Here is a 20,849-nt window from a genome sequence, read left to right on the forward strand (position 1 = left end):
TCGTGAGAACGCTAGGAGCCCCCGAGACCGCCCGGCACGGTCGGACGGGCCGCCTTGGCGGGACCTTGGTCCCGTGCCGCGGGGACCGTCGGGTCGACGACCAGCACCGGGCACGCGGCCTCCCGGAGCAGGGCGCACACCACCGGTCCCAGGTGGCTGCCGACGGGCAGGAGGTGGTGGTGTCGACCCAGGACGAGGGCGGAGCACTCGCGTGACTCCGAGAGCAGTGCGTCGACCGGCCGACCACGCCAGGCCACCACCTGGGCCGCGACGTCGGGGAACTCCTCCAGCACCGGGGCGACCCGGTCGCGCAGGGTCGTCTCGACGTACGCCGGGTCCTCCACGACGCAGACCAGCCGCAGCGTGCCGGTGGTGCGCTGGGCCATCTCGAGGGCGGTGCGCACCACGGAGAGGGCGGGGTCGGGCTCTACGCCCACGCAGACGGGTCGCTGGTCCCACTCCTTGCGGCGCCAGGCCGAGGGAACGCACAGCACCGGCGCGTGGGACCTCGCGGCGATCCCCCCGAGATGGGCCAGCACGGTGAGTCGGCCACGGTGCTCGGGCCCGCGCTGCAGGACCACGACCGAAGCCCCCGCGCTGCGGGCCACCACGGCGTCCACGACCGCGCCCTCGAGCAGCTCGGTGGTGACCGCCACCTGACCCTGGGTCCGCTCGCGCAGCCGTTGCTCGGCGCGGTACAACCGGGAGAGCGCGGCCTGGCGTGCCGGCGGGTCGGCGAGGGACAGCCGGTCGGGAGACGTCGGCACGAGCAGGCCGGGACCCGACGCGACGTGCACCAGCCCGATGTCGCTCCCCCGCGCTGCGGCCTCGACGGAGGCGGCGTCCAGCAGGGCGTCCAGGTGGACCTGCGTGCCGACCGCGGCGAGCACGGGCCGCCGAGTCTCGCTGGCCATGGTCGCTCCTCAGCCGACCGGCGTTGCGGTGGGTTCGACGACGACCACCGGGCACGGCGCGAGGAGCGAGCAGGTCTCCCCCACCCCGTCGCGGTGACGCGGGAGGGTCGTGGGCCGGGGCGCGCCGACCACGAGGAGGTCCCCCCTCCGGGCGAGGGCCAGCATGGCCTCGACGGGACGGGCGTTCGCCACCTCCAGGTTGATCGCCGCGGGCCGGTGCACGACGCGGGCGAGCGCCGCGTCGACAGCCTCGTGCTGGGCGAGCACGGCCCGGGCGCGCGGCTCGCAGAAGTGGCCCGGCACCTCGTGGATGAAGACCTCTCCGGGGTCGGGCCACGCGGTCACGACGTGGATCGTCCGGCCTCCGACCGTCGCGACCTCCAGGGCCCACGTCAGGGCCTGGATGCTCGAGTCCGAGCCGTCGACGCCGACCACCACGCGTCCGCGCGCCGCGTCGTCCCGCTCCGTCATGATCTTCTCCTTCTGGATTCCCACACATGTTGCTTCGGCCCGTCAGTCGAGCCGGACCCGCTCACCCAGGCGCGGTACGACGGCGCACCAGCCCAGCTCGTCCCGCACCCGCTGCGCCATCGCCTCGGCCGCACTCGGCTCGCCGTGGACGACGTACACCGTGCTCGGCGGCTCCGTGGCCCGGCCCAGCCACGCGGTCATGTCCTCGGCATCGGCGTGCACGGAGAAGTCGTCGACCTGGACGACCTCGGCCCGCACCGGGACGTAGCGCCCGTGGATCTTGACCTGCCGGACCCCGTCCAGCAGCTGGCGTCCCCGGGTCCCCTCGGCCTGGTAGCCGGTCAGGACCACGCTGTTGCGGCTGTCGGGCAGCTGGTGGGCGAGGTGGTGCACGACCCGGCCACCGGCCGCCATGCCCGACGCGGAGATGACGATGCAGGGGAACGAGGGCCGGTTGAGCCGCATCGAGTGCTCGGGGTCCCGCACGGCCCGCAGGTCCAGCCCGTCGAGCGCCTCGAGCAGGACCCGTGCCTCCGGCCGCAGCTGCGGGGAGGGTGCGGAGACCGCGCGGCGGTAGACGTCGAGCGTGGCCAGGGCCATCGGACTGTCGACGAACACGGGCAGCCGCGGCACGCGGCCCTCCTGCGTGAGGCGGTGGAGCGCGACGAGCACGAGCTCGGTGCGATCGACCGCAAAGGCCGGGATCAGCACCGAACCGCCCCGGCCGATCGTGCGCCGGATGGCCGCCGCGAGGTGCTCGGGGTCCGGGTCGGGGTGCCGGCGATCGCCGTACGTCGACTCGATCACCATCACGTCCGCGGGCACCGGGGCGGCCGGTGGCAGCAGCAACGGGTGCCGGTCCCGGCCCAGGTCGCCGGTGAACAGCACGCGGGACGGTCCCGCCTCCAGGAGCACGGTCGACGAGCCGAGGATGTGCCCGGCGGGACTGAGCGTCCCCCGCACGTCGCGGGCGAGGTCGGTCGGCACGCCGTACTCGACCGGCTCGAAGAGGGGCAGGGTCTTCTCGACGTCGCTGTCGTCGTAGAGCGGCAGTGCCGGGTGGTGCTTGCTGTAGCCCGAGCGGTTGGCGTAACCGGCGTCCTCGGCCTGGAGGTGGGCGCTGTCGCGGAGCACGATCTCCGCCAGCTGGGCCGTCTCGCGGGTGCACACGATGGGGCCCGAGAACCCGTCGCGCACCAGCCGCGGGAGGAACCCGCAGTGGTCGAGGTGGGCGTGCGTCAGGGCCAGCCCCTCGATGCTCGACGCGGGGATCGGCAGCTCCTCCCAGTTCCGTCGCCGGAAGTCAGGGAGTCCCTGGTAGAGGCCGGCGTCGACCATCACCCGCTCGTCGCCGAGGTCGACGGCGAACCGGCTCCCGGTCACGGTGCCCGCGGCGCCCAGGAAGGTGAGGAACGGGCTGGCGCTCATCGTGACCCGCCGGGGGCGGTCGGGGGGTGCTCCTCGTGGTCGACCCAGGCGTCCGGGCCGGGGAAGAAGAGCCCCTCGTGCCCGGTGTCGGACCAGCGGACCCGGTAGGGCGGAGAGCCGTCGTCGTGCGGCACACCGATGATCTCGGCGTCACGGACCGGTCCGCCGAGGGTGCGGCTCGGCACGACCAGCCGTTCGCCCTTGCGTGCATGCATGACTGCCTCCGCTCTCGGGACTGCTGGTGAGACCACCCTCGCGAGCGTCTGCCGCGCCCGACAGGGTCCTTGGTCATCGGTTGCGGGCCATTGGCGCGACCGGCCGCGGGCCCCAGACTGGCCACGGAGGAGGCGCGATGCCGGACCAGCAGCCACGAGCACCGCTGATCGGTCCCGCCCCCGCGACGGCCGACGACGTCTCGGCGGACCTCCTCCTCCGGGACGCGACGACCGTCGTCGACCGACTGGGGTCCGGCCCCGACGGCCTCACCCAGGACGAGGCGGCGCGCCGACTCGTGGAGAGCGGTCCCAACGAGCTGTCGGTGGCGAGGACCTCGGGCCTGCTCGGCGCCCTGGTGCGCCAGCTCACCCACCCGCTCGCCCTGCTGCTCTGGGCCGCGGCCGTCCTCGCGGCCACCACCCAGGGGGCCACCCTGGCCGTCGCGATCACCTGCGTCATCGGCATCAACGCGGCCTTCGCGCTCGGCCAGGAGCGGCACGCCGAGCACGCGGTCGCGGCACTCGCGCAGTACCTCCCCCCGCACGCCACGGTGGTCCGCGGCGGCCGGGAGCTCTCGGTGGAGGCCCGCCAGGTCGTGCCCGGGGACCTCCTCGTCGTGGAGGAGGGTGTCGCCATCTGCGCCGACGCCAAGATCGTCACGGGTGCCGTCGAGTGCGACCTGTCCGCGGTCACGGGCGAGTCCGCTCCGGCCGTGCGCCAGGCCGGGGCCGATCCCCAGCGGAGGCTGGTCGACGCCGGCGACGTCCTGCTCTCCGGCACCACCTGCACGTCCGGCGAGGCCCGGGCGGTGGTCGTGCACACCGGCATGGTGACCGAGCTCGGCCGCATCGCCGGGCTGAGCAGCAGGACCGGCCACGAGTCGAGCCCGCTCGAGCAACAGGTACGCCGGGTGGCCTGGCTGATCGCCGCGGTGGCCGTCGGCGTGGGCCTGGCTTTCCTGCCCCTCGGCGTGCTGGCCGGCCTGGGACTCGGCGACGCCGCCGTCTTCGCGATCGGGCTGCTGGTCGCCAACGTCCCCGAGGGCCTCCTCCCGACCATCACCCTCGCGCTGGCCGTCGGGGTCGCCGAGCTGGCCCGGCGGGGCGGGCTCGTCAAGCGCCTCAGCGCCGTCGAGACGCTCGGCTCCACGGACGTGATCTGCACCGACAAGACCGGCACGCTCACCCAGAACCGGATGCAGGTGCACAGCCTGTGGGGGCCGTCCGGCCGCTCCGCTCCCCATGACGCGACCGCGGAGGCGATGGCGACGGTGCTGCGGCGGTGCACGAGCGCCGACCCCGGGTCCGGGCACGGCGACCCCACCGAGCTGGCCCTGCTGAAGGGGGCCGAGCGCCTCGGCGTCCCCGACCACGACGGCACGGTGACGCGCACCTTCCACTTCGACCCACGCCTGCGACGGATGTCGGTGGTGGTCGTGAGAGGCGCCGGCCGCCGCCTGTGCACGAAGGGGGCGCCCGAGTCGGTCCTCGAGCTGTGCGACACGGTCCTCGACGAGGAAGGTCGGTCGCAGACGTGGACGCCCTCCGACCGCGCCGACGTCGAGCTCCGGCTCGACCGGCTCGCCGACCAGGGGCTCCGGCTGCTCGCCTGCGCGGTCAGGCAGCTGGCACCGGACGACCCGGAGGGCGACCGGGAATCACTCGAGCGGTCGCTCACGCTCGTCGGGTTCGCCGCCCTGACCGACCCGCTGCGGGACGCCGTCCCGGACGCCATCGTCCGGGCCCACCGTGCGGGCATCACCGTGCACGTCATCACCGGTGACAACGGACGCACGGCCGGGGCGATCGCGCTCGAGGCCGGCATCGGAGCCGGGCACGGCCGCCCGCACGTGGTCAACGGGTCCAAGCTCGAGGCGATGGCCGACGACGAGGTCGACGCGATGCTGGGCTCGGGGCGCGAGATCGTCTTCGCCAGGAACACGCCCGAGGACAAGCTCCGGATCGCCTCGCGGCTCCAGGCCCTCGGGCACGTGGTGGCCATGACGGGCGACGGGGTGAACGACGCCCCGGCCCTCCGCCGGGCGGACATCGGCGTGGCGATGGGGCGTTCGGGGACCGATGTCGCCCGCGAGGCCGCGACCATGGTGCTCACCGACGACGACTTCGCCACGATCATCGGCGCGGTGCAGGCAGGACGCCGCGTCTACGACAACGTCCGCAAGTTCATCCTCTACATCTTCGCGCACGCGATCCCGGAGATCGTGCCCTTCCTGCTGTTCGCGCTCTCCGGTGGCGCCATCCCGCTCGGGCTGACCGTGACCCAGATCCTCCTGATCGACCTCGGGACCGAGACGCTGCCTGCGCTCGCACTGGGGCGCGAGGCCGAGGAGCCCGGCATCATGGCGCGTCCCCCGCGTCGGCGGACCGAGGGGATCATCACCGGGCAGATGCTGCTGCGCGCGTGGGCCCTGCTGGGGATCGCATCCGCGGTCCTCGTGACCGCCGGCTTCCTCTGGGTCCTGTGGTCGGGCGGCTGGCGACCGGGTGACTCCGTGGCCCCCGGGACCCGGTTCCACGAGCGCTATCTCGAGGCGACCTCGATGACGTTCGCCGGGATCGTCGCCTGCCAGGTCGGCACCGCGATGGCCGCGCGCACCGACCGGGTCTCGCTGTTCCGCATCGGGTTCCTGACCAACCCGCTGCTCCTCCTGGGCATCGTCCTCGAGCTCGCGCTCACCGCCCTGGTGCTCTACACGCCCGCCCTCCAGGACCTGCTCGACACGCGCCCGCTGGGTGTCCCGCAGGTGCTGGCGCTCGCCACGTTCCCCGTGGTCGTCTGGGGCGTCGACGAGCTCTACCGGTGGCGACGCCGCTCGGTCAGGACGTGACGCCCGAGGGCGTCGCGCCCGCCATCTCCGCGAGCCGCCTCCCCCACGCGTGCGCGCGCTCGGTCTCGCCGTCGGCCAGCGGCCCCTTGAGGTCGGTGACGTAGAAGCTCGTGGGATGGTCCAGCATCACGAGCCCACGACGCCGCAGCCGCTTCACGGCCCGGCGGGCGGCCGATCCGGGCAGGTGCCGCACCTTGTCGATGCGGGTGTCGAACACGGCAGCCGCCACGTGCGGCTTCCCGGCCGCGTCGAGGCCGTCGAGCCACTCCCGGAGCCCGGTCGGTGCGTGCGCGGGGGCGGCACCCTGCTGCACGGCGCTGTCCCGGGTCGAGCGGCGGCTCATCGAGAACCCGTGCGTCGGACCTCCGACCACGAGGACGTCGCAGTCGGCGAGGACCCCTGGGCCGGCCGCGGCGACGTCGAGCACCGCGGTCACGGACCCAGCAGACTCGAAGCCCGCTGCGACGGCCCGGGCCACGTGCTCGGTGTTGCCGAACATCGACTCGTAGACGATCACGGTGCGCATCGTGCTCACTCCTCCCGTGCCCCGGCGGCCTCGAGCTCCAGGTCCTGGACCTCGGCGATCACGTCCTGGGCCGGCAGCACCATCACCGGGCAGGGAGACCGCTGCAGGAGCGCCCGAGCCGTGCTCCCGAGGTTGGCCGCGGGCGGGAAGCCGTGCGCCCGGCGGACCAGCACGAGCAGGTCCGGGCTCTCGACCTCCTCGAGGAGGGCGTGCACGGCCTGGTCGTGGACCGACCTGACCTCGACGTCCACGTGCGGGAACTGGGCCCGCTCGCCCGCGAGGAGCTCCTCGACGTCACCCGCCGCGGCCGCCGACCAGGCCGCCTCGCGCGTCCGGGTGACGATGCGGTCGTCGTACATGTTCGGCAGGGACCAGGCGTGCACGACCACGAGACCAGCCCCGCGCGCCGATGCCTCCCGGAAGGCGGCAGCGAGGAGCTCGGCGGAGTGGCGGGACGACTTCAGCCCGACGACGACACGACCCGGGCCGGTCGGCGGGCTCCAGTCCGCCGGGACCGAGACGACCGGACGGTCGGCGCGCGCCATGACGCCCATCGTGACCGCGCCCGTGTAGATCCGCCGGAGCGGCGTCACCGTCTCGTGTCCCAGCACGATCATCCGGGCCTCGCGTGCGACCTCCACCAGGGTCGGTACGGTCCGTCCGACGCGCAGGAGCTGCCGGCACCGCACGGCCCCGGCGTGTCCCGCGGCCGCGCCGGCGGCCTGCTGGAGCACGGCTCGTCCGATCGCCTCGATATCGCTGTCCAGGTCCGTCGGGAAGATGTCGGTGGTGGGTGCGAGCGCCGTGAAGTCCGGGAGGACGTGGACGATGTCCAGACCCACCCCGAGCCGTGCTGCCTCGAGGGCGGCGTACTGGACCGCCCTGGCGCTCCCAGCGCTGCCGTTGGTGCCGACGACGATGCCGTTGCCCGGTTTCTCGGTGCCCGGCTTCTCGTCGCCCAGTTTCTCGGACATGGTGTGCTCCTCGCTCGCGTCGGCCGATCAGGCCCGATAGCTGTCGTTGGGGACGACCACGGCGCGGCCCCGGATCGTGCCGTGCTCGAGCTGGCGGTAGGCCTCGGCGGCGTCGTCGAGGGTGAAGAGCGTGGTCTCGGCCCGGAGCAGGCCGCGCGCGCCGAGGTCGAGGACCTCCACGAGCTCGCGCCGGTTGCCCCAGTACGTCGTCTGGACGCTCACCTCGTAGGGCAGGCCGAAGAACGACACCGGCAAGGTGCCGCCGGCGATGCCGACGATGGTCAGGTCGCCGACCTGCCGCATGCTCGCCGCGGCCAGTGCCAGCGTGTCGTCGGACCCGACGAAGTCGAGGACGACGTCGGCGCCCACTCCCCCGGTGAGCTCGCGGATCGCCTGGACCGTGTCCGGGCCGGGTGCGAACGCGTGGTCCGCGCCGGAGGCGACGGCCAGGTCGCGCGCCGCGTCACGCGGGTCCACGACCACCACCCGGGCAGCCGTCGTGGCTCGGAGCACCTGGACGCCCAGGTGACCGAGGCCACCGGCGCCGATGACGACCGCGGTGGAGCCGGGCACGAGCTTCGCGGCCGACCGCCGTACCGCGTGGTAGGGCGTGAGGCCGGCGTCGGTCAGGGGCGCTGCCTGCACCGGGTCGAGCCCCTCCGGGAGCGGGACCAGGTGCCGGGCGCCCGGGACCAGCAGGTACTCCGCCATCCCGCCGTCCAGGCCGAGGCCGCCCCCGCCTCCGGGGACGGGCGCCAGGTCCGGCCGCTCGCAGTAGGTCTCGAGCCCGTCCAGGCACCGGCTGCAGGTCCCGCAGCCCCAGGCGCCGACCACGGCGACGGGCTGGCCCGGCTCCAGGCCCGTGACGCCCTCGCCGAGCGTGTGCACCCAGCCGGCGTTCTCGTGGCCGAGCGTGAAGGGGGGCGCCCACGGCAGGAGTCCCTCGTCGAACTCCCGCATCAGGTGCAGGTCGGAGTGGCAGGCGCCCGCGGCCCCCACCTGGACCAGGACCTCGCCCGGGCCTGGGCTCGGGACGGGCACCTCCTCCAGCACGGGATCGCTCTTCCATGCCTTCAACCGCAGCGCGCGCATCTGCCCGTCCTTCCGTCGCTCCCGACCCGGGTCGGCCGGTCGTCCCCAGCCTCGCGAGCCGGGCCGGGACCATTGCAGAGGCGGAGGGCCACCGAGACGGGACGTTGGTCCCTAGAGGACCGCCTCGGACGCGGGAGACCGTGGGGCAACGACCCAGGAGGAAGCCATGACCGACCGATCTGCCCTGCCCGTCCTCGTCGCCGTCGACGACCCGGAGAACTTCGACGCCGCCCTGCACTTCGCGGCCCGGGAGGCGACCACGCGAGGGTCCGCGCTGGAGATCCTGCACGCCTACCACGTGAGCCTCACCGGCCCGGAGAACGCTCTCCTGGACTTCGGTACGGCGGAGAAGCTCGCCGACGAGACGCTCCGCCTGGCCGTCGAGCACGCGACCAACGTCCTGGGGAACCAGGTCGAGGTGACCGGCACGCTGATCCGCGGCCCGGTCGTCCAGAGCATCGTCGACGTGAGCGCCGAGAGCCGGCTGGTCGTGCTGCAGCGCCGCGACCTGTCCCGCCTGGACCGGATCGTGACACGGTCGACGTCCAGCGGCGTGGCCGCGCACGCCCACACGCCCGTGGCCGTCGTCCCGGAGGGCTGGGCGCCCGTCGACGGCCCGGACCCCGTCGTCACCGTGGGGGTCGACGTACCGGCGCGTGGCCACGACATCCTGCGCCAGGCCCTGGCCGAGGCCCGCTCCCGTCGGGCGACGCTGCGCGTGGTGCACACCTGGTGGTCCCCGGGCTACTTCGACGACATCGAGATGGACCGCGTCGGCAGCGCCGGCTGGGCGACCGAGGTGGCCCAGGAGCTCCAGTCGGTCGTCGACGAGCTCCACGCCGACTTCGGCGACGTCCCGGTCACCATCGAGACCCAGCACGGCCGCCCGGCGGACTCGCTGGTCGAGGCCTCCCGGACATCGGTCCTGGTCGTCATCGGACGCCACGACCCGCTGGTGCCCATGGGATCGCACCTGGGGCCGGTGGCCCGGACCGTGCTCCGCGCAGCCGAGTGCCCCGTGCTCCTGGTCGCCCCCTCCGACAAGCACCGGGGCTGGCGCCGGGCCGAGTGACCCTGGCCCGCGGGCCTCCGGACCCTGCCGTCCGGGTCCGCGACCGGGTGTGCTGGGAGCAGGAACCGAACCCTCGACAGGAGGCCCGACCATGTTGGTACGCGACGTGATGACAACGCCCGCCGTCACCGTGACCGCGGACACGCCGCTCAAGCAGGTGGCCCGGTTGCTCGACGAGCGCAGCGTGACCTCGCTGCCGGTGGTGGACGGCCACGGTCACATCGTCGGGGTGATCAGCGAGGCGGACGTGATCATGGTGGCCGTGCCGCACGACGCCCGTGCGCACGAGACACCGCGCTCCCTCACCCGGGAGCCGACCTTCACGCGCACCTCGCAGGTCATGAGCCGCCACCCCGTGACGGTCTCCTCCTGGGCCGACCTCGCCGAGGCCACCGACCTGATGACGAGCACGTCGGTGAAGAGCCTCCCCGTCGTGGACGACGGGGTGCTGGTGGGCGTCGTGAGCAGGCGCGACGTCATCAGGACGCTGGCCCGCAGCGACGACCGGATCGAGGCCGAGCTCGACGACCTCCTCGACGGGCTCGACTACGGCTGGCTGCTCGAGGTGGTCGACGGGGTCGTGATCGCCGACGGGCCGGACGACGAGCGGGAGCGGGCCATCGTGCGCGCCCTCGCCTCGACGGTCCCGGGGGTCGTGGCCGTCCAGTTCAGGTGACCCTCGGCCGGACCAGCCGGATCAGCCGGGTCAGCAACGTCAGGAAGGAGCAGGGCTGCCATGAACATCTCACCGGACACCGCACCGAGCGCCTCGCTGCGCACGTCGGGAACGATCGTGGTCGGGGTCGACGACACCGCCACCAGTGACCGCGCCCTGGCCTGGGCCGCCGACCAGGCCGCGCTGGAGCACCGCGGCCTCACCGTCCTGCACGCCACCGGCGTCGTGCCGGCCGGCCGCGGTGCCACCGACACCTCGCTCCGCAGCGGCGGGCACCAGGTCACCCGCCGCGCCCACCGGGTCCTCCTCGACGGCGCGTTCGCGGCCGACGTGCACGAGCAGGCCGTCCCCGCCGCTCCCGTCGCCGCCCTCGTCGATGCCTCTGCCGGCGCCGCGCTGGTCGTCGTGGGCTCCCGCGGACCCGGCCAGCTCGGCACGTTCGTGCTGGGCTCGGTGAGCCGGGCCCTGGTCGGGAAGACCCGCTGCCCCCTGGTCGTCGTCCCGGACCTACACCCGGAGCGACCGGACGCGACGGGCGGTGTCGTGGTCGCCGTCGACGACCGCGAGGGACGGCGCGACACCCTGGACTTCGCCTACCGGCAGGCGGCCCTGCGGGGCCTCCCCCTGACGATCCTGGGCTGCGTGCTCGGCTCGGCGAGCGAGTCCGCCGACGACCAGAGGCGCCGCATCAGCGAGGCGAGCGCAGGCTTCACCGACCGCTACCCCGACGTCGTGACCACCATCGACATCGACCGGGGCCCGGTCGAGGAGGCCGTGGTCAGGGCCGGTCGTGGCCAGGCCCTGGTGGTGATGGGCTCGCACGTCCACTCGTGGATCTCCCGGGTCGTCCGCGGCGACCCCGAGCGCGATGTCGTCACCCACGCCCCCTGCCCGGTGGCCGTCGTCCCGTCCGGATCCCCCGACCCCGCTTCTTGAACCATTCCAGAAGACGCGGCAGACTGCGGCCATGCCCACCCCCCAGGACGTCGAGCGCTTGCTGCGCGAGGCGGGCCTGCGGGTGACCCGGCCCCGGGTCGCGGTGCTGACCGCCGTGCACGACCACGCGCACGCCCCCACGGACTCGATCATCGGCGTGGTGCGCCAGCACCTGGCCGACGTCTCCCACCAGGCGGTGTACGACGTCCTGCGCGCGCTGACCGACGCCGGGCTGGTCCGGCGGATCCAGCCGCCGGGCTCGGTCGCCCGCTACGAGTCGCGGGTCGGGGACAACCACCACCATGTCGTGTGCCGCGCCTGCGGCGCCATCGCCGATGTCGACTGTGCCGTCGGTGACACCCCCTGCCTCACCGCGTCCGACGACCACGGCTTCTCCATCGACGAGGCCGAGGTCGTCTACCGGGGTCTGTGCCCCGACTGCTCCACCTGATCCAGCACCAGAACGCAGCAACCCCGCACGAACCTCACGTCAACCGGAAAGGCCCTCCCGTGTCCGATCAGCCCGATGCCGTAGTTGGAGAGATGAACGAGAGCGAGGGCGGCTGCCCGGTCGCTCACGACCGCGCGCCCCACCCGACGCAGGGCGGTGGCAACCGGGGCTGGTGGCCCGACCGCCTCAACCTCAAGATCCTCGCCAAGAACCCCGCCGTGGCCAACCCGCTCGGCGGCGACTTCGACTACGCCGCGGCGTTCAACAGCCTCGACCTCGCCGCGCTGAAGCAGGACATCTCCGAGGTCCTCACCACGTCGCAGGACTGGTGGCCGGCCGACTTCGGCCACTACGGCCCGTTCATGATCCGGATGGCCTGGCACAGCGCCGGCACCTACCGGATCCGCGACGGTCGCGGCGGCGCCGGGGCCGGCATGCAGCGCTTCGCGCCGCTCAACAGCTGGCCGGACAACGGCAACCTCGACAAGGCCCGCCGCCTGCTGTGGCCGGTGAAGAAGAAGTACGGGCAGAGCATCTCCTGGGCCGACCTGATGATCCTGACCGGCAACGTGGCGCTGGAGTCCATGGGCTTCAAGCCCTTCGGCTTCGCGGGTGGCCGTGAGGACGTCTGGGAGCCCGACGAGGACGTCTACTGGGGTCCCGAGACCGAGTGGCTCGGCGACGAGCGCTACACCGGCGACCGCGACCTGGAGAACCCCCTCGCCGCGGTCCAGATGGGCCTCATCTACGTCAACCCCGAGGGCCCCAACGGCAACCCCGACCCGCTGGCGGCCGCGCGCGACATCCGCGAGACGTTCCGGCGGATGGCCATGAACGACGAGGAGACCGTGGCCCTCATCGCGGGTGGCCACACGTTCGGCAAGACCCACGGTGCCGCCGACCCCGACCAGTACGTCGGCGACGAGCCCGAGGGCGCGCCGCTGGAGGAGATGGGCCTGGGCTGGAAGAACTCCTTCGGCACCGGCAAGGGCGCCGACGCGATCACCAGCGGGCTCGAGGTCACCTGGACCTCCACCCCGACCCAGTGGAGCAACGGCTTCTTCGACCACCTCTTCGGCTTCGAGTGGGAGCTCACGAAGAGCCCCGCGGGAGCGCACCAGTGGCAGCCGAAGGACGGCGCCGGCGCGGGCACCGTCCCGGGCCCCGACGCGGGCTCGGCCATGCGTCCCCCGACGATGCTGACCACCGACCTGTCGCTGCGCTTCGACCCGATCTACGAGCCGATCTCGCGGCGCTTCCACGAGCACCCCGAGGAGTTCGCGGACGCCTTCGCCCGCGCCTGGTTCAAGCTGACCCACCGCGACATGGGCCCGATCCAGCGCTACCTCGGCCCCGAGGTGCCGCAGGAGAGGTTGCTGTGGCAGGACCCGATCCCGGAGGTCACGGGCAGGACCATCGGCGCCGAGGACATCGCGGCCCTCAAGGCCCAGGTCCTCGACTCCGGGCTCACGGTCGCCCAGCTGGTCTCCACCGCCTGGGCGTCGGCCTCGACCTTCCGCGGCAGCGACAAGCGCGGTGGCGCCAACGGCGCGCGGGTCCGCCTCGAGCCCCAGAACACCTGGGAGGTCAACGACCCCGAGCAGCTGGCCACGGTGCTGCGCGCCCTCGAGGGCGTGCAGGCGGCGTTCAACGCCGGCGGCGGGGCGCAGGTCTCGATGGCCGACCTGATCGTGCTGGCGGGCTGCGCCGGCGTCGAGCAGGCCGCCCGCAACGCCGGTCATGACGTGGTGGTCCCGTTCACCCCGGGCCGCGCGGACGCCTCCCAGGAGGACACCGACGTCGAGTCCTTCGCGGCGCTCGAGCCGACGGCCGACGGCTTCCGCAACTACCAGGGCAAGGGCCAGCGGCTGCCGGCGGAGTACCTGCTGCTCGACCGGGCCAACCTGCTGACCCTCAGCGCTCCCGAGATGACCGTGCTGGTCGGCGGGCTCCGGGTCCTGGGCGCCAACACCGGCCAGTCGCGCCACGGTGTCCTCACCGCCAACCCCGGCTCGCTGACCAACGACTTCTTCGTGAACCTGCTCGAGCTGGGCACGACGTGGTCGGCGGTGGACGACTCGCAGGAGGTCTTCGAGGCCCGCAACGCCGCCGGTGAGACGACGTGGACCGGCACGCGCGCCGACCTCGTGTTCGGCTCGAACTCCGAGCTCCGGGCCCTCGCGGAGGTCTACGCCAGCGACGACGCGCGGGAGAAGTTCGTGCACGACTTCGTCGCCGCCTGGTCGCGGGTCATGGACCTCGACCGGTACGACGTGGCCTGACCGACGGACCCACCTGCCGTCCGGGTCGGCCCTCACGGGCCGGCCCGGGCGTCAGCCCCCGACGATCTCCTCGAGCTCGTGCACGGCGGCCGCCAGCCGGTCCGCCACCCGCTCGACCCGGGCCAGGTCCGGCACGGTGTCCGTCTCCCGGACGTGCTGCTCGATCGCCAGGCACGCGGCCTCGACGTGCTGGGCGCCCACGTTGCCCGCCGAGCCCTTGAGCCGGTGGGCGTGCCCGAGCACCGCGGCGGTGTCGCCGTCGGCGACGGCGCCGCGCAGCAGCGCCAGGTCCTCGCCGGAGGACGCGATGAACGCCGGCACGACGGCGCGCAGCAGCCCGAGGCCGTCGTCGGGCCCGAGCCGCCGCAGCGAGGCGACCCGGTCGGGGTCGAGCACGTTGGCCGCGGGCACGGGTGCCCCGATCCAGCGCCGCAGCGTCACGCGCAGGTGGTTGACGTCGACCGGCTTGGCGACGAAGTCGTCCATCCCGGCCGCGAAGCAGCGGTCCCGGTCCTCGTCGAGCACGCCGGCCGTCATCGCGATCACGGGAGTACGCCGGGTGCCGTCCTCGCGACGGCGCAGCTCGCGGGTCGCGGCGAACCCGTCCATCTCGGGCATGTGGCAGTCCATCAGCACCGCGTCGAAGTGCTCACCCTCCAGCGCGTCGAGGGCGTGCCGGCCGTGCGAGACGATCACGGCGTCGTAGCCGAGCTCGGTCAGCAGACCGAGGGCCACCATCTGGTTGACCGCGTTGTCCTCGGCGACCAGCACGCGTCGGGAGCCCGCCGAGGCCGGCGAGGACCGCAGCGGGACGGGGTTCGGACCCAGCGTGTCGAGCTCCTCCAGGGACGGCCGTCGCCCGGCCTGGGGAGACTCGGACGCCGTGACGGTCGTGGCCGGGAGCTCGAGCTCGAAGCGGAACGTGCTGCCCGCACCGGGCTCGCTGTCGACGAGCAGGTCCCCGCCCATCTTGTGCACCAGCCGGCGCGAGATCGCCAGGCCCAGGCCCGTGCCGCCGAAGCGGCGCGTGGTCGAGGCGTCCGCCTGGGAGAAGGGCTCGAACAGGCGCGCCCGGGTGTGGGCGTCGATCCCGATGCCGGTGTCCTCGACCTCGAACCGCAGCCGGTCCTCGCCGTCGCCCGACACCCGGACGACGCGCACCTCGACGTGCCCGGCCGGGGTGAACTTCACCGCGTTGCCGGCGAGGTTGATCAGCACCTGTCGGATGCGGCCGGCGTCGCCGAGCACGGCGGTCGGCACGTCGGGGGCGCAGACGGTGCGGAGCTCGAGACCCTGGTCCGCGGCCGCGCTGGCGAGGAGCACGCCGATCTCCTCGACCAGGCGCTGCGGGCCGAAGGCGACCTCCTCGAGGTCGACCTTGCCCGCCTCGAGCTTCGAGAAGTCCAGGATGTCGTCGATGATCGCCAGCAGCGCCTCTCCTGCGCCCCGCACGCCGGCGGCGTAGCGTCGCTGGACCTCGTCGAGCGAGGTGTTGAGCAGCAGGCCGGTGAGACCGATGACGCCGTTCATGGGGGTGCGGATCTCGTGGCTCATCGTGGCCAGGAAGTCCGACTTGGCGCGTGAGGCCGCCTCGGCGGCCGCCTGGGCGGTCTCCAGCTCGGCCTGGCGCGCCCGGGCGACCGTGACGTCACGGATGATCGCGGAGACCCCGGTGATCGCCTCGCCGTCGTAGATCGGCGAGACCGTGAGCGAGACCGGGACCAGGGAACGGTCACGGCGGACGAACTCGGTCTCGAGGCTGCGCCGGGTCTCCCCCGCCATCATCGCCCGCCGCTGGATCTCCTCGGCCTGGCCGCGCAGCTCGGGCCGCACCAGCATCTCGATGTGCTGGCCCACGGCCTCGTCGCTGCGGTAGCCGAAGAGCCGCTCGGCGGCGGCGTTCCAGCTCGTGATCACGCCCTGGGGCGTGGAGCTGACGATCGAGTCGTCGGAGGACTCCACCAACGAGCGGAAGCGGGCGTCGGCGCTGGACAGCATCGCCAGCGCCTCGCGACGCTGCTCCTGGGCCACGCGCCGCACGGTGACGTCGCGGAAGCTCCACACCCGGCCGACGATCTCGTCGTCCACCCGCTGCGGACGTGAGTAGCGCTCGAAGGTCCGGCCGTCGCGGAACTCCAGGACGTCGTTGCTCTCCTCGGCCGGGTGCTCGTAGAGCTCGTGGACCTTGCTCACGAAGACCTCGGGGTCGACCAGCTGGTCCAGCACGAAGCCCAGCAGCCGGTCGTCGTCGCGGGAAGCCATCAGCTCCTCGGGGATCCCCCACATGGCGACGAACTGGGAGTTGGCCCCCGCGATGGTGCCGTCCGCGGCCACGACGAGGATGCCGTCGGCGGTGGACTCGAGCGTGGCGTTCACCAGCGACAGGGCGTTGCGCAGGTCGTCGTCGTGGAGCTGGCGGTGGGTGACGTCGCGGACCGTCGCGACGATCGGCGCCCCGCGCTCGGGCAGGGGCGCGAGGTGCACCTCGACCGGGAACGACGTGCCGTCGCGGTGACGGCCGAGCAGGGTGAGGTCGGTGCCGAGGGGTCCCGGGGCGACGTCGCCGTCCGCGATCATCCCGGCCAGGCTCTCGGTCAGACCGGACGGGATCAGGACCGCGTGGTCGCGGCCGACCAGGTCGCTCCGCTCGTGTCCGAACATGCGCTCCGCGGCCGCGTTGACCCGCACGACGGTGCCGTCGGTGGCCACGACGACCACGGCGTCCGCCAACGCCTCGACGAGGTCGTCCGAGCTGTGTTGATGCGTCACCTCAGACTCCCTCCGAGCCCGTCAGCGGTGGGTTGGACCCCTTTGTACCCCACGGTCACGTCGTGGGTCGGACGACCTGACGAACTGGTCCCATCAAGTCCAGCCGGAGATCTGACGGCGGGAGCCTAGGGCACTCGGGCCGTGTCACACGTGCACCGGGGCCGCGAGTCCCGGCACAGCCGTCTAGCCTGAGCGCGTGCCCGAGCAGACTGCCCCGTTCCGCGTCGGCTTCGTCACCGGCGCGACACCCGACAAGTGGGCCGGGGTCTGGCGCCAGCGGCACCCCCGCGACCCGCTGGAGCTGGTCCCCGTGGAGGAGGGGACGCAGGAGGACGGGCTGCGCAGCGGCGAGCTCGACATGTGCTTGGTCCGCCTGCCGGTCGACCGCGCCGGGTTGCACTGCATCCCCCTGTACGACGAGCTGCCGGTCGTGGTCGTCGGCAAGGAGCACCTCGCGACGGTCGTCGAGGAGGTGTCGGTGGAGGACCTGGCCGACGAGCAGCTGGTCCTGCCGCACGTCTCGGGCTGGACGCCGAGCGCGCCCCAGCTCGACTGGCCGCCCATGTCCGTGGCCGACGCGGTCGAGGTGGTCGCCTCCGGCACGGGCGTGCTGATCGTGCCCATGTCGGTGGCCCGGTTGCACCAGCGCAAGGACACCACCTACCGCCCCGTCCATGACCTGCCGGCCACCAAGGTCGGCCTCGCCTGGCTCGTCGACAACGAGGACCCGCGCTGCCAGACCTTCATCGGCATCGTGCGCGGCCGCACGGAGCGCAGCTCGCGCGGCTGACCGCGCCCGAGATCCGCCGACCGGACTGCGGTCCGGATCACAGTGCGGGAGATCACCATCACGCCGAACCTGCGTGTGACCTGCAACGACACGGGAACGATCGGGGTCGACCGTACTCTCAGTTTGCCTTCAGGTACCCCTGTTGAGACGGTCGAAGACCCCCGAATCGACCGTAACGAAGGAGGCGGGGCCCCGACGGGCTCCGACTGACGTGACGACAGACCAGTCCACACCGCCCACTTCCACGACCTCCCCCGCGGCATCGCGCCCGGGTGAGGTCGACGACCTGCACCCCGCCCTCGACGTCCCCGTCGAGGAGGCCGGCCACACCCGTGCCGGGCTCGACAAGGTCGTCTTCGGCGTCTCGGCCGCGATCGCCGTGGCGTTCCTCGTCTGGGGCTTCCTGAGCACCGACTCGCTCGCCTCGGTCTCCGGCGACTCCCTGGCCTGGACGATGGCCAACACCGGCTGGCTCTTCGTGACCACGTCGAGCGCCTTCGTGGTGTTCGTGCTGTGGCTCGCGCTGAGCCGCTTCGGCAACATCAAGCTCGGCCGCGACGACGAGGAGCCGGAGTTCAAGACCATCTCCTGGGTCTCCATGATGTTCAGCGCCGGCATGGGCATCGGCCTGATGTTCTACGGCGTCAGCGAGCCGATCACCCACTTCGCCACGCCGCCCCCGGGCACCGGCGAGGCGGGCAATCCCGAGGCCGTCCAGCACGCGATGGCCACCACGCTCTTCCACTGGACCCTGCACCCGTGGGCGATCTACGCCGTCGTCGGCCTCGCGATCGCCTACGGCGTCTACCGCAAGGGCCGCCTCCAGCTGATCTCGGCCGCGTTCGAGCCGCTCCTCGGCAAGCACGCCAACGGCCCGTGGGGCAAGGTCATCGACATGCTCGCGATCTTCGCGACGCTCTTCGGCTCGGCCGCCTCGCTCGGCCTCGGCGCCCTGCAGATCCGCTCGGGCCTGCACATCGTCAGCGGCTGGAGCGCCACCGGCAACGGCGTCCTCGTCGGCATCATCGCGATCCTGACCGTGGCCTTCGTGCTCTCGGCCGTGTCCGGTGTCGCCAAGGGCATCCAGTGGCTGTCCAACATCAACATGGTGCTGGCCATCGCGCTGGCCGTGTTCGTCTTCGTCGTCGGCCCGACGATCTTCATCCTGAACCTCGTCCCGACCTCGCTCGGCTCCTACCTCGGCGACCTCGCGATGATGTCGTCGCGCACCGGCGCCGAGGGCGCCAAGACCAACGCCTGGCTGCAGAGCTGGACCGTCTTCTACTGGGCCTGGTGGCTGTCGTGGACGCCGTTCGTCGGCATGTTCATCGCCCGCATCTCGCGGGGCCGCACGATCCGCCAGTTCGTCAGCGGCGTGCTGCTCGTCCCGAGCTTGGTGAGCCTCGTCTGGTTCTGCATCTTCGGTGGCGCGGCCATCAAGCTGCAGCAGACCGGCACCGACATCGCCGGCGCGGGTGGCGTCGAGACGCAGCTGTTCTCCACGCTGCAGGCCTACCCGCTGGCGACCGCGGCGAGCGTCATCGTGATGATCCTGGTCGCGATCTTCTTCGTCTCCGGCGCCGACGCGGCCTCGATCGTGATGGGCACGCTCTCCGAGCGCGGCACCATCGAGCCGTCGAAGCCGACCGTCATCTTCTGGGGCGTCGCGACCGGCGCGGTCGCCGCCGTGATGCTCCTGGTGGGCGGCACCGACGCGCTGTCCGGCCTCCAGACGATCACCATCGTGGCGGCCCTGCCGTTCGTGCTGGTGATGGTCGGCCTGGCCGTCGCACTGGTCAAGGACCTGCGCAACGACCCGCTCATGGTGCGCCAGAAGTACGCCGCCGAGGCCGTCGAGGCGGCCGTGGTGGCGGGCGTGACCGAGCACGGGGACGACTTCGTCCTCTCGGTCGAGCGCGACCCGGAGGCCAAGCCCGAGTAGGTCTCGACGAGCTCGACCACCGAGCACAGAAGAACGACCCGAGGGCCGCTCGTCACCAGCTGGTGGCGAGCGGCCTTCCTTCGTGGAAGCCCGCGGCGGACTGGACGCCGACCACCGTCCGCTCGTGGAACTCCTCGAGCGTCGCGGCTCCGGCGTACGTGCAGGCCGACCGGACGCCCGAGCAGATCTCGTCGATGAGGTCCTCGACGCCGGGGCGCGCCGGGTCGAGGTACATCCGCGAGGAGGAGATGCCCTCCTCGTAGAGCCCCTTGCGGGCCCGGTCGTAGGCCGACTCGGTCGAGGTCCGGTTGGCCACCGCGCGTGCCGAGGCCATGCCGAAGGAGACCTTGTAGGACCGGCCGTTGCTGTCCTGGAGCAGGTCGCCCGGGGACTCGTGGGTGCCGGCGAACCAGGACCCGATCATCACGCTGGACGCGCCGGCCGCGAGGGCCAGGGCCACGTCGCGCGGGTGCCGCACTCCCCCGTCGGCCCAGACGTGCCGGCCGAGCTCGCGGGCCGTGGCGGCGCACTCGAGCACCGCGGAGAACTGGGGCCGGCCCACGCCGGTCATCATCCGGGTGGTGCACATGGCGCCCGGGCCGACGCCCACCTTGACGATGTCGGCACCGGCGTCGATGAGCGCCCGCGTGCCCTCGGCGGAGACCACGTTGCCAGCCGCCACCGGCACCTGCGGGTCGAGCGCCCGCACCGCCGCCAGCGCCTCGAGCATGCGGTCCTGGTGGCCGTGGGCCGTGTCGACAACCAGGCAGTCCACCCCGGCCTCGAGCAAGTCCGCGGCCTTCTGCGCCACGTCGCCGTTCACCCCGACGGCCGCGGCGATCCGCAGCCCGCCGCGGGCGTCGACGGCCGGGCTGTAGAGCGTGGCCCGGAGGGCACCCGTGCGGGTCAGGACGCCCACGAGGCGGCCCGTGTCGTCGACCGCCACCGCGACCTGCGCCCGGGCGGCGTCCATCGCCTCGAAGACCTGCCGGGGGTCGGCGTCGGCCCGGATCGTCACGGGCGCGGGGTTCATCACCTGCTCGACCTGCGCGAAGCGGTCCACCTCGACGCAGTCCGCCTCGGACACCACCCCCACCGGACGGCCGTCGCGCACGACCACCGCGGCCCGGTGGGACCGCTTGGGGATCAGCGACAACGCCTCGGCCACCGTCTGGTGCGGGGTCAGCTCGATGGGGGTGTCGAAGACGGTGTGCCGGGACTTCACGAAGCGGACCACGTCGGCGACCACGGGGATCGGGATGTCCTGCGGGATCACCGTGATGCCACCGCGTCGGGCCACCGTCTCGGCCATCCGCTTGCCCGCGATCGCGGTCATGTTGGCGACCACCAGCGGCAGGGTGGCGCCGGTGCCGTCGGACGTCGCGAGGTCGACGTCGTAGCGGCTGGCGATCGCGGAGTGCCGCGGGACCATGAAGACGTCGTCGTAGGTCAGGTCGTGCGG

At 73.0% G+C, this 20,849-nt stretch carries 17 protein-coding genes; 8 read left to right on the top strand and 9 right to left on the bottom strand.

The window, feature by feature from the left end:
* Positions 1–11: 11 nt before the first annotated feature.
* From FB382_RS08730 to FB382_RS08745, 4 genes are read right to left on the bottom strand one after another with little or no spacing between them, the layout of a single operon-like run.
* Complete coding sequence (locus FB382_RS08730) at positions 12–914, bottom strand: universal stress protein (RefSeq protein ID WP_182538437.1); 903 nt, start codon at positions 912–914, stop codon at positions 12–14.
* 9 nt (positions 915–923) lie between these two features.
* Positions 924–1,385 carry a universal stress protein gene (locus FB382_RS08735; RefSeq protein WP_182538439.1) on the bottom strand — a complete coding sequence of 154 codons (462 nt, stop codon included), beginning with the start codon at positions 1,383–1,385 and terminating at the stop codon, positions 924–926.
* A gap of 42 nt (positions 1,386–1,427) precedes the next feature.
* Positions 1,428–2,813, bottom strand: coding sequence for an MBL fold metallo-hydrolase RNA specificity domain-containing protein (locus FB382_RS08740; RefSeq protein WP_182538440.1), 1,386 nt, complete (start codon positions 2,811–2,813; stop codon positions 1,428–1,430).
* On the bottom strand, positions 2,810–3,028 hold the full coding sequence (locus FB382_RS08745) for a DUF1918 domain-containing protein (RefSeq protein WP_182538442.1): 219 nt from the start codon (positions 3,026–3,028) through the stop codon (positions 2,810–2,812). The genes FB382_RS08740 and FB382_RS08745 overlap by 4 nt, the downstream gene beginning before the upstream one ends.
* 137 nt (positions 3,029–3,165) lie before the next feature.
* Between FB382_RS08745 and FB382_RS08750 the strand changes: the two genes are divergently transcribed.
* Complete coding sequence (locus tag FB382_RS08750) at positions 3,166–5,877, top strand: cation-translocating P-type ATPase (RefSeq protein WP_182538444.1); 2,712 nt, start codon at positions 3,166–3,168, stop codon at positions 5,875–5,877.
* On the opposite strand, the gene FB382_RS08755 is transcribed toward FB382_RS08750, so the two are convergent.
* Genes FB382_RS08755 through FB382_RS08765 form a run of 3 tightly spaced genes read right to left on the bottom strand, consistent with a single transcriptional unit; the run spans position 5,867 to position 8,469 of the window.
* Positions 5,867–6,403 carry a flavodoxin family protein gene (locus FB382_RS08755; RefSeq protein ID WP_182538446.1) on the bottom strand — a complete coding sequence of 179 codons (537 nt, stop codon included), beginning with the start codon at positions 6,401–6,403 and terminating at the stop codon, positions 5,867–5,869. The two genes, FB382_RS08750 and FB382_RS08755, sit on opposite strands and share 11 nt — an antisense overlap.
* Positions 6,404–6,408: 5 nt before the next feature.
* Positions 6,409–7,377 carry a universal stress protein gene (locus tag FB382_RS08760; RefSeq protein ID WP_182538448.1) on the bottom strand — a complete coding sequence of 323 codons (969 nt, stop codon included), beginning with the start codon at positions 7,375–7,377 and terminating at the stop codon, positions 6,409–6,411.
* Between the two features lie 27 nt (positions 7,378–7,404).
* Positions 7,405–8,469 carry an NAD(P)-dependent alcohol dehydrogenase gene (locus tag FB382_RS08765; RefSeq protein ID WP_182538450.1) on the bottom strand — a complete coding sequence of 355 codons (1,065 nt, stop codon included), beginning with the start codon at positions 8,467–8,469 and terminating at the stop codon, positions 7,405–7,407.
* A 166-nt stretch (positions 8,470–8,635) separates the two neighbouring features.
* On the opposite strand from FB382_RS08765, the gene FB382_RS08770 reads away from it, so the two are divergent.
* From FB382_RS08770 to katG, 5 genes are all read left to right on the top strand, one after another.
* Positions 8,636–9,541: a universal stress protein gene (locus tag FB382_RS08770; RefSeq protein ID WP_182538452.1), complete on the top strand. Its 906-nt coding sequence runs from the start codon at positions 8,636–8,638 to the stop codon at positions 9,539–9,541.
* 91 nt (positions 9,542–9,632) lie between these two features.
* Positions 9,633–10,217 carry a CBS domain-containing protein gene (locus FB382_RS08775; RefSeq protein WP_182538454.1) on the top strand — a complete coding sequence of 195 codons (585 nt, stop codon included), beginning with the start codon at positions 9,633–9,635 and terminating at the stop codon, positions 10,215–10,217.
* 60 nt (positions 10,218–10,277) lie between these two features.
* Entirely contained in the window at positions 10,278–11,153 is an 876-nt protein-coding gene (locus FB382_RS08780; RefSeq protein ID WP_182538456.1) for a universal stress protein, read from the top strand.
* A gap of 31 nt (positions 11,154–11,184) precedes the next feature.
* Complete coding sequence (locus tag FB382_RS08785) at positions 11,185–11,604, top strand: Fur family transcriptional regulator (RefSeq protein ID WP_182538458.1); 420 nt, start codon at positions 11,185–11,187, stop codon at positions 11,602–11,604.
* A 92-nt stretch (positions 11,605–11,696) separates the two neighbouring features.
* Positions 11,697–13,886: a catalase/peroxidase HPI gene (gene katG, locus FB382_RS08790; protein WP_182538460.1), complete on the top strand. Its 2,190-nt coding sequence runs from the start codon at positions 11,697–11,699 to the stop codon at positions 13,884–13,886.
* Between the two features lie 51 nt (positions 13,887–13,937).
* On the opposite strand, the gene FB382_RS08795 is transcribed toward katG, so the two are convergent.
* Positions 13,938–16,655 (bottom strand): PAS domain S-box protein, encoded by a 2,718-nt coding sequence (locus tag FB382_RS08795; RefSeq protein WP_182538462.1) that lies wholly within the window; start codon positions 16,653–16,655, stop codon positions 13,938–13,940.
* Positions 16,656–16,851: 196 nt separating this feature from the next.
* Here FB382_RS08795 and FB382_RS08800 point away from each other — a divergent pair, with 196 nt between their 5' ends.
* Together FB382_RS08800 and FB382_RS08805 are read left to right on the top strand one after the other, a co-directional pair.
* Positions 16,852–17,445: a LysR substrate-binding domain-containing protein gene (locus tag FB382_RS08800; protein WP_182538464.1), complete on the top strand. Its 594-nt coding sequence runs from the start codon at positions 16,852–16,854 to the stop codon at positions 17,443–17,445.
* A gap of 211 nt (positions 17,446–17,656) precedes the next feature.
* Positions 17,657–19,387: a BCCT family transporter gene (locus FB382_RS08805; protein WP_182538466.1), complete on the top strand. Its 1,731-nt coding sequence runs from the start codon at positions 17,657–17,659 to the stop codon at positions 19,385–19,387.
* 52 nt (positions 19,388–19,439) lie between these two features.
* On the opposite strand, the gene FB382_RS08810 is transcribed toward FB382_RS08805, so the two are convergent.
* A complete protein-coding gene (locus tag FB382_RS08810) occupies positions 19,440–20,819 on the bottom strand; it encodes a GuaB1 family IMP dehydrogenase-related protein (protein ID WP_246377805.1) in 1,380 nt (459 codons plus the stop codon).
* Positions 20,820–20,849: the final 30 nt, after the last annotated feature.

The organism is Nocardioides ginsengisegetis (assembly GCF_014138045.1).
GTDB classification, from domain to species: domain Bacteria; phylum Actinomycetota; class Actinomycetes; order Propionibacteriales; family Nocardioidaceae; genus Nocardioides; species Nocardioides ginsengisegetis.

Excerpts from the sequence above, each read along its gene's own strand:
- FB382_RS08730 (WP_182538437.1), bottom strand. The coding sequence starts at position 914 with ATGGCCAGCGAGACTCGGCGGCCCGTGCTCGCCGCGGTCGGCACGCAG.
- FB382_RS08735 (WP_182538439.1), bottom strand. The coding sequence starts at position 1,385 with ATGACGGAGCGGGACGACGCGGCGCGCGGACGCGTGGTGGTCGGCGTC.
- FB382_RS08740 (WP_182538440.1), bottom strand. The coding sequence starts at position 2,813 with ATGAGCGCCAGCCCGTTCCTCACCTTCCTGGGCGCCGCGGGCACCGTG.
- FB382_RS08745 (WP_182538442.1), bottom strand. The coding sequence starts at position 3,028 with ATGCATGCACGCAAGGGCGAACGGCTGGTCGTGCCGAGCCGCACCCTC.
- FB382_RS08750 (WP_182538444.1), top strand. The coding sequence starts at position 3,166 with ATGCCGGACCAGCAGCCACGAGCACCGCTGATCGGTCCCGCCCCCGCG.
- FB382_RS08755 (WP_182538446.1), bottom strand. The coding sequence starts at position 6,403 with ATGCGCACCGTGATCGTCTACGAGTCGATGTTCGGCAACACCGAGCAC.
- FB382_RS08760 (WP_182538448.1), bottom strand. The coding sequence starts at position 7,377 with ATGTCCGAGAAACTGGGCGACGAGAAGCCGGGCACCGAGAAACCGGGC.
- FB382_RS08765 (WP_182538450.1), bottom strand. The coding sequence starts at position 8,469 with ATGCGCGCGCTGCGGTTGAAGGCATGGAAGAGCGATCCCGTGCTGGAG.
- FB382_RS08770 (WP_182538452.1), top strand. The coding sequence starts at position 8,636 with ATGACCGACCGATCTGCCCTGCCCGTCCTCGTCGCCGTCGACGACCCG.
- FB382_RS08775 (WP_182538454.1), top strand. The coding sequence starts at position 9,633 with ATGTTGGTACGCGACGTGATGACAACGCCCGCCGTCACCGTGACCGCG.
- FB382_RS08780 (WP_182538456.1), top strand. The coding sequence starts at position 10,278 with ATGAACATCTCACCGGACACCGCACCGAGCGCCTCGCTGCGCACGTCG.
- FB382_RS08785 (WP_182538458.1), top strand. The coding sequence starts at position 11,185 with ATGCCCACCCCCCAGGACGTCGAGCGCTTGCTGCGCGAGGCGGGCCTG.
- katG (WP_182538460.1), top strand. The coding sequence starts at position 11,697 with ATGAACGAGAGCGAGGGCGGCTGCCCGGTCGCTCACGACCGCGCGCCC.
- FB382_RS08810 (WP_246377805.1), bottom strand. The coding sequence starts at position 20,819 with ATGGTCCCGCGGCACTCCGCGATCGCCAGCCGCTACGACGTCGACCTC.